Below are 14488 nucleotides of genomic sequence, written 5' to 3'. Positions count from 1 at the left end.
CTCAGTTCTCCGTGCGGCGGTCCTGCTGGGCTTGCCGACGGAGCACGTGCTTCTGCAGCTTCCCGGTCGAGGTTTTCGGTATCTCGCCGAAGACGAAGCCCTTGGGCACCTTGAAGCCGGCGAGGCTGCCGCGCACGAGCATGGCGAGTTCGCCGGACGAGACGTCGCAGCCCGGCCGCAGGCAAACATAGGCCACCGGTACTTCGCCCCAGCGGTCGTCGGGGACCCCGATCACCGCGCTCTCGAGCACCGCGGGATGGCTGTCCAGGACGCGTTCGACCTCGACGGACGAGATGTTCTCGCCGCCCGAGATGATGACGTCCTTACGCCTGTCGGTGATCTCGATGTAGCTGTCGGGATGGCGAACCGCGAGATCACCGGTCAGGAACCAGCCGTCGACGACCGCGCCGGCCGTCGCCTGCTCGTCGTGGTAGTAACCGAGCATGACGTCGTTGCCCCGCACGGCGATCTCGCCCACGGTCTCGCCGTCGGCCGGGACATCGTCGCCCTGTGCATCGACGACCCGAACGGGCGTCGCGATGACGTTGCCGACGCCCTGACGCGCCTTGAGTCGCGCGACCTGGTGCGGCGGGTACGCGTCCCAGCGACGCTGCCAGTCGTTGACGACCACCGGCCCGAAGGTCTCGGTGAGCCCGTACAGATGCTGGACCGACATGTTGAGCCGCTGGAAACGTTCGAGGAGCGCGGGTGACGGTGGGGCACCTCCGGTGTCGACCCGCACGGTGGAGGGCAGCGGCGGCCCAGCGGCTTGCGCCGCTTCGGCGACGAGCCTCAGCACCACCGGCGCGCCGCTGAAATGTGTGATGCCGTCGGCGCGCAGGGAGCGCCAGATGAGCGCCGGGTCGACCGCGCGCAGGCACACGTGCGTCGCACCGGCCGCGGTGACCGCCCAGGTGAAACACCAGCCGTTGCAGTGGAACATCGGCAGGGTCCACAGGTAGCGGCTGTCCGAACGCAGGCCGGCGTGGAAGGCCATCGCCATCGCCTGCAGGTAGGCGCCGCGGTGGTGGTACATCACGCCCTTGGGCCGCCCTGTCGTGCCGCTGGTGTAGTTGATGGCGAGCAGCCCTCGCTCGTCCGCGAGCGGCACGGTCGCGGGCCTGGCGTCGGCCAGCACCGACTCGTAGGCGTCCTCGGTTCCCCCGGCCAGCAGCAGCCGGACCCCCGTGGAATCGGCCACCTCCCGGGCGAGCGCCGCGAGCTCGTGCGTCGCGACCAGCAGCCGGGCACCGCAGTGCCGGACGATGAAGATCAGCTCCTCGGCCGCGAGCCGGATGTTCAGGGGCACCAGGACCGCCCCGCGCATCGGGACGGCGTTGTGCAGTTCGAGCATCACGTGGCTGTTGGTGCACAAGGCCGCCACGCGATCACCAGGCCGGACGCCGTACGCCGCGAGGACTCCGGTCAGCGCAAGGCTGCGCGCCCCGAAGTCGGCGTAGCTGAACGCCCGGTCGCCGTCGATGATCGCCGTACAGTCGGCGAACACCTGCATCGAGCGCCGCAGGAACGAGGACGGGGTCAGCGCCTCGAAGCCGAGCTGCAGGTCTCGCGTCACCGCCGGCCTCACGCGGTCGTCGCGGCCGCGGTCCGCCGCCGAGCCAGTTCGACGAAGGACTCCAGCGCCTCGGGGTTGGCGAGCGTCCCGCGGCTCGTGACCGTGTCGGGATCGGCGCCTTCGAGGATCCGGCGCACGGGCACCTCGAGCCGCTTGCCGGTGAGGGTCTTGGGCAGGTCGGGGACGGCGTGGATGACGTCGGGGACGTGCCGGGGCGACAGACGCTTGGCGAGCTCGGCCTTGACCTTGCCCTCCAGCTCGGGGTCGAGCGGGGCCCCTTCCTCGAGGACCACGAACAAGAAGAGCTCTCCGTCCTTGCTGGATCCGGTCTGGACGTGCACGATGAGCCCCTCGCGGATCCCGGGCATGGCGTCGAGGACGGCGTAGTACTCCGACGGGCCCAGCCGCACGCCGGCCCTGTTCAAGGTGGCGTCCGAACGGCCGATCACCGAGCACGAGCCGTCCTCGTAGAAGATCGCCCAGTCCTGCTGGTCCCAGACGTCGGGGAAGGTGTGGTAATAGGTCTCCCGCAGCCTGGAGCCGTCGGGGTCTGCCCACAACGCCTTCGGCATCGACGGCAGCGGTGTGGTGACGACGAGCTCACCCGGCACGCCGATCACCGGCTTACCGGACTGGTCCCAGGCCTCGACACGAACGCCGAGGTAGACACAGGCCTGGCGGCCGGAACGCACCGGAACCAGCGGTGAGCCGCCGATGAAGGTCCCGGCGACGTCCGTCCCCCCGCTGGAGCAACCAACCAGGATGTCGTCGCGTACCTCCCGATAGAACCACTCCCAGCCCGCGGCCGGGAACGGCGATCCGCCGACCATCGCCACGCGCATCGGCGAGAGGTCGAAGTCGCGCCCGGGATGCATCCCCGCGTCCTTACAGGCCAGGACGAACGCCGTCGAAGCGCCGAAGTGCGTGATGCCCAGCTCGTGGATCATCCGCCATTGCTTGTCCAGGCCCGGGTGGGTCGGGCTGCCGTCCATCACGACGATCGAGGCGCCCGTCGTGAGTGCCGACACGCTGATGTTCCATACGACCCAGCCCGTGGTGGAGAACCAGAACAGCCGGTCGCCCTCGCCCAGATCGGCCTGGAGCCCCAGCCACTTGTGGTGCTCGAGCAGGGGCCCGCCGTGCGAGTGCGGAACCGCCTTGGGCAGGCCTGTCGTGCCAGAGGTGAACAGGACGTAGAGCGTGTGGTCGAACGGCACGGCGGCGAACGTGACCTCACCGGGTTCGGCGAACACCTCGTCCCACGACCTCGCCGTAGGCGGCCGCTCACCGGTGCCGAGATAGGGCAGCCACACGGCCGTCTCCACGCTGGGCAGCGCCTCCAGGATCTCCCGCAGCTGATCGCCGCGGTCGTAGTCCTTGCCGGCGAACCGGTACCCGTCCACCGCGATGAGCACCTTCGGCGCGACCTGGCTCAGCCGGTCGACCACGCTGTTCACGCCGAACTCGGGCGGGCAGACCGACCAGACCGCGCCGAGGCTGGCCACGGCGAGGAAGGCCGCGACGGTCTCCGGGATGTGCGGCAGATAGCCCGCGACCCGGTCACCCTTGCCCACGCCCAGCTCGACCAGCCCTCGCCGGATGCGACCCACCTGGTCGCGCAGCTCGGCGGCGCTCACGTCGTGATTCCCCCGGGTTTCCGAAACGGCGCGGATCACGATGTCTTGCGGCATGCACCGGAAGACGTGTTCGGCGTAGTTCAATGTGGCGCCGGGGAACCACTGCGCGTCGGGGACCCGCAGGCTCGTCAGCGCCGTCTGCGGCGGCGTGTCGAACCGGACCTCGGAGAAGTCCGCCAGCTCGGTGTAGAACGTCGCGACGTTCTCCACCGACCAGCGCCAGAACGAGTCGTAGTCGCCCAGCACGACGCTGTGGCGCTGCTCGATCCGCCGCATCAACCGGCCCATCTTGGTGCGCTCCACCGCATCCGCCGCCGGCGTCCACAGCACGTCACCATCCATCGGGCACCCCTTCGCTCCTCGTTGGGTCTGCTTGAGCAACGGTCCTGTTCACGCTTTCACCGCGGCGTCGCCGACGGTCCGGGTCTTGCCACTGAGACGGATGCCCGCCTTCTCCCGGTCCCAGCACCCTTCGGTCCCGGCTGACCGGATCTTCTCCTTCTGCATCTTGCCGCTCGGCGTGAACGGCAGCTCCGCGACGAACTGGACATACCGCGGAACGGCGAAGTACGGCATGTGCGCGATGCAATGCTCGATCAGGTCCAGGTAGTCCAGCGACATCCCGTCTTTCAGCACGATGCTCGCCTTCACCTCCTGCTCGGCCATGTCGCTCTCGACGCCGACCACCCCGACCTGCAGCACGGCTGGATGCCGGACGATCGCGGTCTCGACCTCGTAGGATGAGATGTTCTCGCCGCGACGGCGCAGGTAGTCGTCCTTGCGGTCCGCGAAGTAGAAGTAGTCATCCTCGTCTATGCTTCCGAGGTCCCCGGTGTGGAACCACAGGTTGCGGAACTTCTTCGCGGTCGCCTCCGGCTCCCCGAAGTATCCCTCGAAGATCGAGTGCGGCTGCATCGGCCGGATGACGACCTCGCCGATCTCGCCCCGGGGGAGCTCGAAGTCGTTGTCGTCGAAGATGCGCACGTCGAAGTACTCCCTGACGATCTTCCCGGACGATCCGGGACGCAGCGGGATGTCCGGACCGGTGCGGGACACCGGTGCGGCTTCGCTGAGCCCGTAGACGCTCTCGAACTTGCATTTCCAGCGCTCCTGCATCGCCGGCTGCAGTGCGGGCGGCGGAGCCGGTACGCCGACAACGGTGTCGATGCCCTCGTCGTCGGACGGCTCCCGGGTCCACAGCAGCATCGCGACCGACCCGAGCATCAACGTCGCGGTGCAGTGCTCCTGCCTGATCCGCCGCCAGAATCCCGAGACGCTCAACCGCTCGTCCTGCACGCAGCGCACGCCGCGCCTGATCGAGCCGAGCACGGCGATGCCCTTCGCTGCCAGGTGGAACAGCGGACCGCAGGAGTAGAAGGTGTCCTCGGGACCGCGGTACCAGATCTGAGCCTCGATCTCGGCGAAGTTGCACAGATAGTTCTGCGTCATGGTCGCACCCTTGGACGGACCCGTCGTGCCCGACGTGAAGGTGATCGTCGAAGGGTCCGTCCACACCGGGTCGACCAGGTCGCAAAGCGGTCCCGAGTCATGATCTCGCAGCGCCGCCATGGTGCTCACCGTCAACGCCGCGCCCCCCGAGGGGATCGAGTCCCCACGCACGACGAGGTGCCGAAGGGCCGGTACCTCGTCCAGCACCTCCAGGACGGTGTCGACCAGCGCCGGGTCGACCACGATCGCCTCGGCTCCGCTCACCCTGAGCTGGTGGGACAGGAACGCACGCCGGTAGGCGGTGTTGATCATGACCTCGACGGCGCGCAGGCGCGCCGTCGCGAACTGGATCGCCACCTGGTCCGCGCAGTTCTCGGTCAGCACGGCCACCACGCAGCCGCGGCCCACACCGAGCTGCCGCAAGCCTCGTGCCACGGCGTTGGACCGCGCCACGAGATCGGCGTACGTGACATCCTCGCCCACGATGGTCAGGGCCACCTTGTCGGGCACCCGCTCCGCCTGCTTGAGCAGCATGCCCGTCAGAGTCCGGTCGGTGAACAGGGACGACGAGTCGGTCAACGCAGTCTCCTTAGTCCGTCAAGCAGCATCGGATCGCGACAGATCGGTGTCGGGATCGTCGACGCCGAGATACGCGGCCAGCACACGCTCGTCGCTGGCGACCACCTCAGGGCGCTCGACCATCAGGCATTCACCCCAGTCGAGAACCGCGACCCGGTCACTCACCTCCATGACCAGGCCAACGTCGTGCTCGATCACGACGACCGAGCACGAGGCGTCCTGTTGCAGGTGCTTGATGATCCGTACGAGCGACGCGCGGTCCTCGTCGCTCGTACCCGCCGCCGGCTCGTCGAGCAGCAAAACTGTGGGCCGCAGCGCCAGCGCTCGGGCGATCTCGACGCGCTTCTGCACGCCATAAGGCAATGAGCCAGCCGGCTCATCGGCGGCGTCATCGAGACCGAGCAGCTCGAGGATGGGCTCCACCTCGTGACGCAACCGTCGTTCGGCCCGTCGCGCCGGTCCCACGCCGAGCGCCGCCTTGAACATGCCGTACCCCAGCCGGCGATGACATCCGAGCATGACGTTCTCGCGAACGGTCAGCTGGGCGCACAGCTGGTTGTGCTGGAACGTACGGGCGACGCCGATGGCCGCGATGGCCCCGGGCGAAAGACCGTTCAGACGGTTCCCCCGGAACGAAATCGTGCCTCCACTCGGACGGTAGATGCCGGTGATGGCGTTGACCAGGCTGGTCTTGCCGGCGCCGTTCGGCCCGATGACGCCGAGGACCTCGCCGGCCCGGTGCGTGAATGACACGTCCCGCAGGGCAACCACTCCACCGAAGCGGAGCGCTAGATTGTCGATCACCAGATCGTCGGCGCCCGGCGCGCTCATAGCAGCCCCTCCGATCGCTCGAGGTCGGCGATCCCGAGATAGCGAGCGGTCGTGTCGCCGGCCCTGCGCAGTTCCGCGCTGGTTCCCTGGGTGACCACCTTGCCCTGGTCGAGGACGTAGGCACGGTCGACGAACTGGAGAGACAGCACCGCCGCCTGCTCGATGAGCAGCACCGCAGTCCCTTCACCCGCCGCTCTCGCGCTGAGACCGTTCAGGATCTCCTTCACGACCTTGGGCGCCAGGCCCAGGGAGAGCTCGTCCGCGACGATCAGCCTCGGCCTGGCCAGCAGTGCGCGCGCGACCGCCAGCATCTGTTGCTCACCGCCGGACAGCAGGCCGGCCATGGCACGTCGACGCTCCCCCAGCACCGGGTACATCGAGAACGCCTCCGCAAGCGTGGACCGCTGTGCGCGAGGCAGACCCACGAGGACCAGACGCAGGTTGTCCTCGACGGTCATGTCGCTGATCACGCCGCGCCCCTCCGGGATGGTGACCACCCCTTCGCGCAGCACCTTCCAGGCCGGCCATCGGGTGATGTCCCGGCCCGACAGCGTGATCCGACCGCCGCGGATGGTTGCCCGAAAGGCCGAAGCCAGTCCGGTGATCGCCCGGGCGACCGTTGTCTTTCCCGCGCCGTTCGCGCCGATGATGCCGACCCGCTCGCCGATCCCCACGTTCAGCGCCAGCCCCCGCAAGGCGTGCGCTCCGCTTGCGTAGGCGACGTCGAGGCCTCGAACCGAGATCAATTCCTGTTCCACTGTGTCACCGACCCCGCAGAGCCCGAGTGGCCCAGTTCCTGGCCGATCGGACGAAGCCGACCAGGCCCTCGGGCTTGAGCACGACGAATGCGATGATGATGAGGCCGTAGACGACGGTCTGCAGCTCAAAGGGATGGGCGAGCACGCCGCCGTTCTTCGCGCCCACCTCACCGCCGTACTTGTCGGAGAGATGGTTCACCCCCACCGGCACGAGCGTGATGAAGCAGGCACCGAGGAACGTGCCACCCAGGCTGCCCAGTCCCCCCACGATGATCATCGCGATGTAGGTGATCGCGAGGTTGAGCGTGTAGAACTCCACGGCGGCGGCCCCCAGGAAATACGCCTGGAGCACTCCGCCGGCGGCGATCATCGCCGACGTGAGGGACCAGGCCGACAGCTTCATGCGGGAGACGGGGATTCCGCTGGCCGCCGCGGCCACATCACGGGTCTTCACCGCCTCGAGCGCCCGGCCGAAGCCGCTGCGCATGACGTTGAAGATGATCAGTCCGATGATCGCGGCGAACACGACGATGACGAAGTACATCGAGCGGGTACTGCTGAGGTCCGTACCGGCGATTCGCAGCGGCGGAAAGATCGCGCCCGCCGCGCCGAACTCGCCGGTCTGGAACTTCTGGGCGGCGAAGACCACGATGTAGTGCGCGGCGAGCGTCGACATCAGCAGGTAGGCACCGCGCAGCCGGAGCGAGGGCAGCCCGACGACGAATCCGGCGACCGCGCCGACGGCGGCGGCCGCCAGCATCGCCACGGGCAGCTCGAGGTCGAACTTGAGCGTGAGCGCGGCTCCCGTGTACGCACCGACGGCAAGGAATGCGCCGTTGCCGAGGGAGAACTGGCCGGCGTTGCCGATGAGCATGTTGAGGGGTGCCGCCACGGCGAAGGCGAGCACGGCGTTGGTGGCTACCAACGTCCAGTAGGACGAGACCAGGAACGGCAGGGCGATGGCGACCAGGATGCACAGCGCGGCGAATGCTGTACGCAGCGCGGCCAGCTTCGCCTGCGGGCTCCGCCCGCTCCGGTGCGCGGCGACAGTGCTCGGCTGGCTCATGGCCGGATCACCTCGGCGGTGCCGAACAGGCCGGCTGGGCGGATGAGCAGGAAGACCATGAGCACCGCCATGGTCGAGGGCAGGCGGTAGTCGTCCCCGAGATACGTCCCTGCCAGCAGTTCGATGACCCCGACCAGGATCCCTCCCAGCAGCGCTCCGCCCAGGCTGTCGACCCCGCCCACGATCATCGCGGCGAACGCGCGCAGCGCGAACGCCGCGATGGAGATGTCGGCGACGGTCAAGGATGCGAGCAGCGCTCCAGCCAGTGCCGCCAAGGCGCCCGCGACGGCCCAGGCGTAGGTGAAGATACGGCTGGGATTCGCTCCGAACATCGCCGCGACCTCCGGGCGCACGGCTGCCGCGCGGAGTTGGAGGCCTACGGCGGTCCTCTTGAACGCGAAACTCAGCAGGAGTGTGGCCGCGATCGACAGCACCACCGCGACCATCAGCGTGCTGGACATCGAGGTGCCCAACGGCAGCACGATCGTCGGGTTCGCGATCGGGTTCACCAGGAACTGCGACTGCGGCCCGAATACGATGCCGCTGGTGCCCTCCAGCACACTCGTCAGCCCGATGGTCACCATGACGCCCGGGAAGAGCCCCCTACCGAGCAGGGGACGCATCACGGTGACGTTGGCCAACGCCCCCGCCGCCGCGACGATCGCGACGGCAAGGGCGGCAGCGATCCAGAATCCGCTGCTGCCGAAACTGGCTGCCACGAGGCCACCAACGGCCATCAAGGCACCGGCCGAGAAGTTCAGGATCCCCGTGCTCTTGAACACCACGACCAGACCCAGAGCCACGAGACCGTAGAGGGAGCCGAAGCCGGCACCGCTGATGACCGCATTGAGAAAGTCGGTCACGGCTCAGGGATTCCTGACTTCGACGATCCGCTGGGTCTTCGGGTCGAACGTGAACGCCTTCACCGCCGAGGCGTCGGCCACCCCGTTGCCCTTGCTCCAGTTGATGTCGGCGCTGAAGCCGCCGGTGGCGAATCCCTGCGGTGACCGCAGCGCCTCGATGAAGGATGCCCGCGTGGGCTTCTCACCCGCTCGTTTGAGCGCCTCCACCATGATGCCGCCGATCACCCAGCCCTCGGCGTAGTTCTTCTCCTGCTTGAACTCGTCCCAGGCGCCCGCCTCCCGCATTGCGGCTTCGAGATCCGCACGGCCCGATACGTCGCTGTCCGGCGGAGCGAAGGCGTCGAAGGCATAGGTACTCGGCGCAAGCGTGCCGGCGCTCTTCCACAGGGTCGGCCCGTTCGCGCCGAACGTCGAGTAGACCGGGACGTTCAGGCCACCGCTCTGCATCGACTTCAACAAGGCGATCCCGCCGCTGCTGCCGGCGTGCAGCGTCACCGCGTTTACCCCGTCTCGCTTGAACTGTCCGACCTGGGCGGCGGCCTCGACCGCCGCGGGGTCGATCTTCTGCTGGCCGGTCGCCTTCGCGCCGACCCCGGGCAGCAGCTTCTGCATGAGATCGAACCATTCGTCGCCGGACGCGGTACTGATGCGGGCGACGCCGACCTTCGATTCCCTTCCGAGTTGCTTGGCCATGAACTGGGCGATGGCCTCGGCGGTCGTCGGCAGGTCCGCCTGTGCGTTGTAGATGTACGGGTTGGCGAGTGTCACCTGGGTGACCCCGGTCGGCCCGATGACGGGCACCTTCTCGGCGGATATCCGGGTGGTCAGCGCCTCGAACATCGACGAGACGTTGATGCCGAGCAAGGCAAGGGCGGGCTCCTCGCTCGTGTACTTCTTGAACAGGGTCACGGCCTGCGCCGTGTCGAACCGGGTGTCCCCGGCCACCAGGTTGATCTTGCGGCCGTTCACACCGCCACGCGCGTTGGCGCGGTCGATGGCAAGCTTGATCCCCTTGTAGTACGTGAGTTCCACGGCGGCGTCGGGGCCCGACAGGTCCCCGATGTACGCCAGCGTCACGGCCGAGGCGGTGACTCCGGTACCGCTGGCGTCACCGCCGCCGGCGCTGTCTCCGCCCGAGTTGGACTTTGCACCAGCAGAACATGCGGCAAGCACCACCGCCGCACACACACCCGCAATTGCCGCACTCGCCGAGCGATGCCTGGAAGGCAAACGCTTCCCACGGTTCAATACTGCTCTCAATCTACCGGCTCCTGTCCCAACGGCGGGCCCGTGAACTGTGGGTGCAACCTTTGCACCGAAGGTGCAGGTGTGTCAAGCGTCACGTTCGCTCCAGCGGCGCGCAATCGATCACCGTTACTGCTGGTCGATCGGCAACGCCAGGCATCGGAGCCGCGCCTGCCGCCACGGCCGACGCGAGCGCGCGGGTGGCCTACGGTCGCGGTGGTAGCGTCCGAAGACGGAAACGCGTCCGACGTGGCCGCGAACCGCTTCCTTCCCGATCCGCCGATCGACAGGACAGAAACGCCCGCCGTGCCCGACCAGATCTGATCTTCGGCACGCCTGGTCACGGCGCGTTCGGAACGGGTGCCGAGTAGCTCACGCCCGGCCGCCCGACCGCTCGATCCACTCGTCGCCGGTCACGACATCGTCGGCCGCAGTTGAGACCCCTGTTCAACGATGTGCGGAGACGGCGAACGTGTGGCACTTGACGGTGGGTGTCCTGGGACGGCCGGCGGCCGGGGGTTGAGTCGGCTCGGAGCGGCGCATGACCTGCATACCGCGCCGCGTCCGATGACCGACGAGCGAGAGGCCGGAACCATTGTCCTCTCGGCGTTCTGGTGGTGCGGTGCCGTGTCACGGCCGTAGGAGGCCGTGAACGGGACTGGGAGCCTACGCCTGGTATCCGCTGGTACCGCTACGCGCGAGGACGATTCGGGGGATGCTCGTGTTGCGACCCAGTTGGAGCAGCATGCGCACCACGGCGACGACATCGGAGACCGGGATCATGGCGGAAGGGTCGATGCGATCAGCAGCCCAGGCCGACATGTCAGTTGCGACGTAGGCAGGTGCGACTGCGGTCGCCAGCACGCCGTTGTGCCCCTCCTCTGCACTGAGGCTCTCGGCGAGTGAGAGGAGCGCGGCCTTGGTGGCACCGTAGACCGCGAGGCCCGGTTCGGCATAGGCGCCCGTGATCGACGACAGGACGATGACGCGGGCGCCGTGCGGGGACGCGGCCCCTGCCGCACGGAGCGCGGGGAGTGCCGCGCGAACCAGGGTGACTGCTGACATGAAGTTCACCGCTACCGTCTTGTCGGCTCGGCGAAGGTCGATCGAGTGGAGCGCGCCCGCGGTCCCGACTCCCCCACTGAGCACGAGTGCGTCCATCGAGCCGAAGCATTCGCGATGAAGGTCGGCCACGGCCAGAAGGCTCTCGCGGTCGGCCAGGTCGGCAGCGATGTGAGTGACCTCGGGAGCGCCTGCTGCCACAAGCTCTTCTGCGGCCTTGGCGAGGTCGGCTCGGCTGCGCGACGTGACGGTCAGCCCGAACCCGTCTCGAGCGAGCTGGAGGGCGATGCCGTGCCCGATCCCGCGGGAGGCTCCGGTGACAAGCGCGCTTCTCATCGGGCTCCTCCGAGGGACTCGGCTGCCAGTTGGAGGTAGGTCGCGATCGACTCTCCGGCCGTGTCGAAGCCGGACCCGGAGACTGCGCCCGCCCGGCTTCGGTAGTCGATCCCGGCGGCGATGACGCCGATCTTGAAATACGCCAGACCGAGATGGAAGGCCCAGTCGGCCAACTCCGCCCCGCCCGCCGCCTCGTAGGCGGTGGCGAGTGCCTCCACGTCGGGCAGACGCTGACTTGTCCAAGCGCTCGGGGCGCCGACAATGAGGTCGAAGGCTCGGTGCCGGTAGGCGCACATCATGGCCACGTCGGCGACGGGGTCGCCCACGGTGGACAGCTCCCAGTCGACGACCGCGGCGACGGATGTGCCCACGGGGTCGAGGATCGTGTTGTCGATGCGGTAGTCACCGTGGACGATACTCGTTGCTCGCTGTGGAGGAATCGACGCGCTGAGGCGGCCGATAATGCCGGCGGCCAAGGTCCCCAGGTCCGATGGCCCGACCAGTTGCCACTGACCGGCCCAGCGTTTGAGCTGCCGTTGCGCGTATCCGCTCGGTCGGCCGAACCTCTCGAGCCCCACCGTGACGTGATCCACGCGGTGTAGCGCAGCCAGTGTCTCGATGAGTTCGGTGCTTGTTGCGGCGACGGCCTCGTCGGAGAGCTGGTCGAGCTGGTCCTTTCTCTGGATCGTGCGGCCCGGAACGAAATCCCAGATGGCGAAGGCACCGCCGATCTTTCCCTCGTCCTCACACAAGGTGACCGGGCGTGGTACGGGAACCTGTGTCGCCCACAAGGCTTCTGTCACCCGGTATTCCCGGGCGATGTCGTGCGCTGACGGGGTGCGGCCCAGCCGTGGCGGTGTACGGATCACCCAAGCGCTACTTCCGTCGGTGAGCCGGAAGGTCAGGTTGGACCGGCCGCCTGCGATGAACTCAGCCTTGAGGGACCCCTGAAGCGCAACGCCCGCCGCCTGCATCACCTGTTGGATCGCGAGCAGATCGTGCTCGGAAAATCCGACGACCGCTGTGGCGTTCGAACTCAACGCTGCTCCCCCACGACCTCTCGCACAGCTCGGCGCGCCAACGCCCAGCGGTGAACCTCGGACGGGCCGTCGTAGATTCGGAAGGGACGCAGTTCGCGCGCAATCTTCGCCACCGGCAGATCGCTGGCGACGCCCGCACCGCCACACAGTTGCGTGGCTCGGTCCACCACCCGGCAGAGGGCTTCGGCAGCGAAAGTCTTGGCGATCGAGGTGATCTTGACTGCGTGTGCGCCCGTATCCAGCTCCGCGCACGCATCCCGAAGCAGGGCACGCGTCGCGGCTAGATCGATCTCGTTGTCGGCGATCATCTGCTGCGCCATACCAAGGTCGGCCAACCGCTGCCCGAACGCTTGGCGGGTGGCGGCATACCTTACCGCCACCTCATGTGCTCGTCTCGCGGCTCCGGTCCACCGCATCACGTGGGTCATGCGTGCGGGACCGAGCCTGACCTGGGCACAACGGAAACCTTCATCCACCCCGCCGAGCACATCGCCGTCAGGGACGAAGAGGTCGGCGAACCGCACCTCGCAGTGCCCACCAAGCATCGATCGGTCCATCGTGCGGATGTGCCGCACCACATCGATCCCCTCGGCGTCGCCCGGGGCCAGGAACATCGTGGCGCCGCCGTTGTCGCCGGGCTCGCCGCTCGTCCTCGCCATGATGATGAAGACGTCAGCACCGTCTGCACCAGTGATGAAGTGCTTGTGGCCATTGACCAGCCAGCCACCGGTCACCTTGACCGCCCTGGTCCGCAGAGCGGCCGGGTCTGACCCGGCGCCGGGCCCCGGCTCGGTCATCGCGAAAGCCGAACGGATCTTCCCCTCTACCAATGGCTTCAGGTACCGGTCGCGCTGACCGCTGGATGCCACGTAGTCGAGCAGATGGACGTTGCCCTCGTCGGGCGCGTTGACGTTCAGCGCGACGGGCCCGAAGAGCGAGTAGCCGGCCTCTTCGAAGACCGGCGCTCGCTGCGACATGGTCAGCCCGAGGCCTCCATACTCGACCGGGCCATTGGGGGCGAGCAGCCCCGCAACTCGGGCGGCCGACTGGAGCCGGGCTCGGACCTTGTCACCCCCTGCCGCCTCAATGTCACCGTCGAACTCGTCATCAATGGGGATTGCCTCGCGTCGGACGAATTCTCGGGTCCGGGCAACTAACGCCTGCACCTCGTTGCTCTGCTCGGGCATGGGCCACCTCTCCTCACTCCGCCGACCGGGGCGGCTCGACCCACCAGCTAGTTACTAAGCGCTTGGTAAGTACTACACTGACTCTAGTCACCCCGGCACGTCGTTCGTCAAGGCTGGCCGGCGGCACGACCGACCGCGACGGCACCTCGAACCAGACGAATGGAGTGGACATGGGGCAGGCCGAAGGCCCGACCCGAGCCGAGCGCACTCGAGCGCGGCTTCTCGAGGCCGCCGTCCAGACCTTCTCCGAACGCGGCTTCCACGGCACAACAACGCGAGACATCGCCACCGCGTCCGGACTGAGCTCAGCTGCGCTCTACGTCCACCACAAGTCCAAGGAAGAGCTGCTGTTCGAGATCTCCAAGGCCGGCCACGAGGAGACGCTCGAGATCGTGACCGCGGCAGTCGCGTCTACAGATCAAGTCGTCGAGCAGTTCCGCGCACTAGTCCGCGGTTATGTACTCTTTCATGTCCGCAAGCACACGATGGCCAGGGTCATCAACTACGAAATGGCGGCACTGAGCCCCGATCACCTGGCCGAGATCAAGCAGATCCGCCGCCGGATCGACCGCGTCATTTACGGCCTGGTCCGTGCGGGGGTGACTGCAGGCGTGTTCGACACCCCTGACTCGCGGATGACCGCAGTGGTGCTGGAGTCGATGGGCATCGACATAGCCCGGTGGTATTGCGATCACGGGAACTGGACACCGGCTCAGATCGCGAACAGGTACGTTGACATGGCCTTGCGGCTCGTGGGCTTTCGACCATGATCAGATAGCAGATCGCGGCCAACACCGCCCGATCGTCCGTGGCTGGGTCCAGGGATCGGTCGTGCTCGCCCTGGCGCCCGCCGACAGGC

At 67.8% G+C, this 14488-nt stretch carries 13 protein-coding genes; 2 read left to right on the top strand and 11 right to left on the bottom strand.

Going from position 1 to position 14488, the window contains the following annotated elements; all coding sequences use genetic code 11:
- Window position 1: 1 nt before the first annotated feature.
- From ACQPY0_RS17305 to ACQPY0_RS17270, 8 genes are read right to left on the bottom strand one after another with little or no spacing between them, the layout of a single operon-like run.
- Complete coding sequence (locus ACQPY0_RS17305; RefSeq protein WP_432989954.1) at window positions 2-1576, bottom strand: AMP-binding protein; 1575 nt, start codon at window positions 1574-1576, stop codon at window positions 2-4.
- Window positions 1577-1584: 8 nt separating this feature from the next.
- Window positions 1585-3555, bottom strand: a complete 1971-nt coding sequence (locus ACQPY0_RS17300) for an acetoacetate--CoA ligase (protein ID WP_432989951.1) — start codon at window positions 3553-3555, stop codon at window positions 1585-1587.
- Window positions 3556-3603: 48 nt separating this feature from the next.
- Window positions 3604-5241 carry an AMP-binding protein gene (locus ACQPY0_RS17295; RefSeq protein ID WP_432989949.1) on the bottom strand — a complete coding sequence of 546 codons (1638 nt, stop codon included), beginning with the start codon at window positions 5239-5241 and terminating at the stop codon, window positions 3604-3606.
- A gap of 18 nt (window positions 5242-5259) precedes the next feature.
- Window positions 5260-6072, bottom strand: coding sequence for an ABC transporter ATP-binding protein (locus ACQPY0_RS17290; RefSeq protein WP_432989946.1), 813 nt, complete (start codon window positions 6070-6072; stop codon window positions 5260-5262).
- A complete protein-coding gene (locus ACQPY0_RS17285; RefSeq protein WP_432989943.1) occupies window positions 6069-6830 on the bottom strand; it encodes an ABC transporter ATP-binding protein in 762 nt (253 codons plus the stop codon). The genes ACQPY0_RS17290 and ACQPY0_RS17285 overlap by 4 nt, the downstream gene beginning before the upstream one ends.
- A 4-nt stretch (window positions 6831-6834) precedes the next feature.
- The gene (locus tag ACQPY0_RS17280; RefSeq protein WP_432989940.1) at window positions 6835-7896 is read right to left on the bottom strand and encodes a branched-chain amino acid ABC transporter permease; all 1062 of its coding nucleotides are present in this window, start codon (window positions 7894-7896) and stop codon (window positions 6835-6837) included.
- Window positions 7893-8759, bottom strand: coding sequence for a branched-chain amino acid ABC transporter permease (locus ACQPY0_RS17275; RefSeq protein ID WP_432989938.1), 867 nt, complete (start codon window positions 8757-8759; stop codon window positions 7893-7895). Before ACQPY0_RS17275 ends, ACQPY0_RS17280 begins: the two co-directional genes overlap by 4 nt.
- A 3-nt stretch (window positions 8760-8762) precedes the next feature.
- The gene (locus ACQPY0_RS17270) at window positions 8763-9836 is read right to left on the bottom strand and encodes an ABC transporter substrate-binding protein (RefSeq protein ID WP_432989936.1); all 1074 of its coding nucleotides are present in this window, start codon (window positions 9834-9836) and stop codon (window positions 8763-8765) included.
- 252 nt (window positions 9837-10088) lie between these two features.
- Here ACQPY0_RS17270 and ACQPY0_RS17265 point away from each other — a divergent pair, with 252 nt between their 5' ends.
- Window positions 10089-10328 (top strand): hypothetical protein, encoded by a 240-nt coding sequence (locus ACQPY0_RS17265; protein WP_432989934.1) that lies wholly within the window; start codon window positions 10089-10091, stop codon window positions 10326-10328.
- A 342-nt stretch (window positions 10329-10670) separates the two neighbouring features.
- On the opposite strand, the gene ACQPY0_RS17260 is transcribed toward ACQPY0_RS17265, so the two are convergent.
- Genes ACQPY0_RS17260 through ACQPY0_RS17250 form a run of 3 tightly spaced genes read right to left on the bottom strand, consistent with a single transcriptional unit; the run spans window position 10671 to window position 13629 of the window.
- Window positions 10671-11402 carry an SDR family NAD(P)-dependent oxidoreductase gene (locus ACQPY0_RS17260; RefSeq protein WP_432989932.1) on the bottom strand — a complete coding sequence of 244 codons (732 nt, stop codon included), beginning with the start codon at window positions 11400-11402 and terminating at the stop codon, window positions 10671-10673.
- Window positions 11399-12442, bottom strand: a complete 1044-nt coding sequence (locus ACQPY0_RS17255; protein ID WP_432989930.1) for a phosphotransferase family protein — start codon at window positions 12440-12442, stop codon at window positions 11399-11401. Before ACQPY0_RS17255 ends, ACQPY0_RS17260 begins: the two co-directional genes overlap by 4 nt.
- A complete protein-coding gene (locus ACQPY0_RS17250) occupies window positions 12439-13629 on the bottom strand; it encodes an acyl-CoA dehydrogenase family protein (RefSeq protein WP_432989928.1) in 1191 nt (396 codons plus the stop codon). The genes ACQPY0_RS17255 and ACQPY0_RS17250 overlap by 4 nt, the downstream gene beginning before the upstream one ends.
- A gap of 170 nt (window positions 13630-13799) precedes the next feature.
- Between ACQPY0_RS17250 and ACQPY0_RS17245 the strand changes: the two genes are divergently transcribed.
- Window positions 13800-14399 (top strand): TetR family transcriptional regulator, encoded by a 600-nt coding sequence (locus ACQPY0_RS17245; RefSeq protein WP_432989926.1) that lies wholly within the window; start codon window positions 13800-13802, stop codon window positions 14397-14399.
- Window positions 14400-14488 lie beyond the last annotated feature (89 nt).

The organism is Dactylosporangium sp. CA-233914 (assembly GCF_050942935.1).
Lineage (GTDB): Bacteria > Actinomycetota > Actinomycetes > Mycobacteriales > Micromonosporaceae > Dactylosporangium.
Note: the sequence above shows the minus strand (reverse complement) of the source record. Positions and strands in the feature narration are given on the sequence as shown.

Coding starts and splice junctions, on each gene's coding strand:
- ACQPY0_RS17290 (WP_432989946.1), bottom strand. CDS start 6,072: ATGAGCGCGCCGGGCGCCGACGATCTGGTGATCGACAATCTAGCGCTC.
- ACQPY0_RS17280 (WP_432989940.1), bottom strand. CDS start 7,896: ATGAGCCAGCCGAGCACTGTCGCCGCGCACCGGAGCGGGCGGAGCCCG.
- ACQPY0_RS17250 (WP_432989928.1), bottom strand. CDS start 13,629: ATGCCCGAGCAGAGCAACGAGGTGCAGGCGTTAGTTGCCCGGACCCGA.
- ACQPY0_RS17260 (WP_432989932.1), bottom strand. CDS start 11,402: ATGAGAAGCGCGCTTGTCACCGGAGCCTCCCGCGGGATCGGGCACGGC.
- ACQPY0_RS17245 (WP_432989926.1), top strand. CDS start 13,800: ATGGGGCAGGCCGAAGGCCCGACCCGAGCCGAGCGCACTCGAGCGCGG.
- ACQPY0_RS17300 (WP_432989951.1), bottom strand. CDS start 3,555: ATGGATGGTGACGTGCTGTGGACGCCGGCGGCGGATGCGGTGGAGCGC.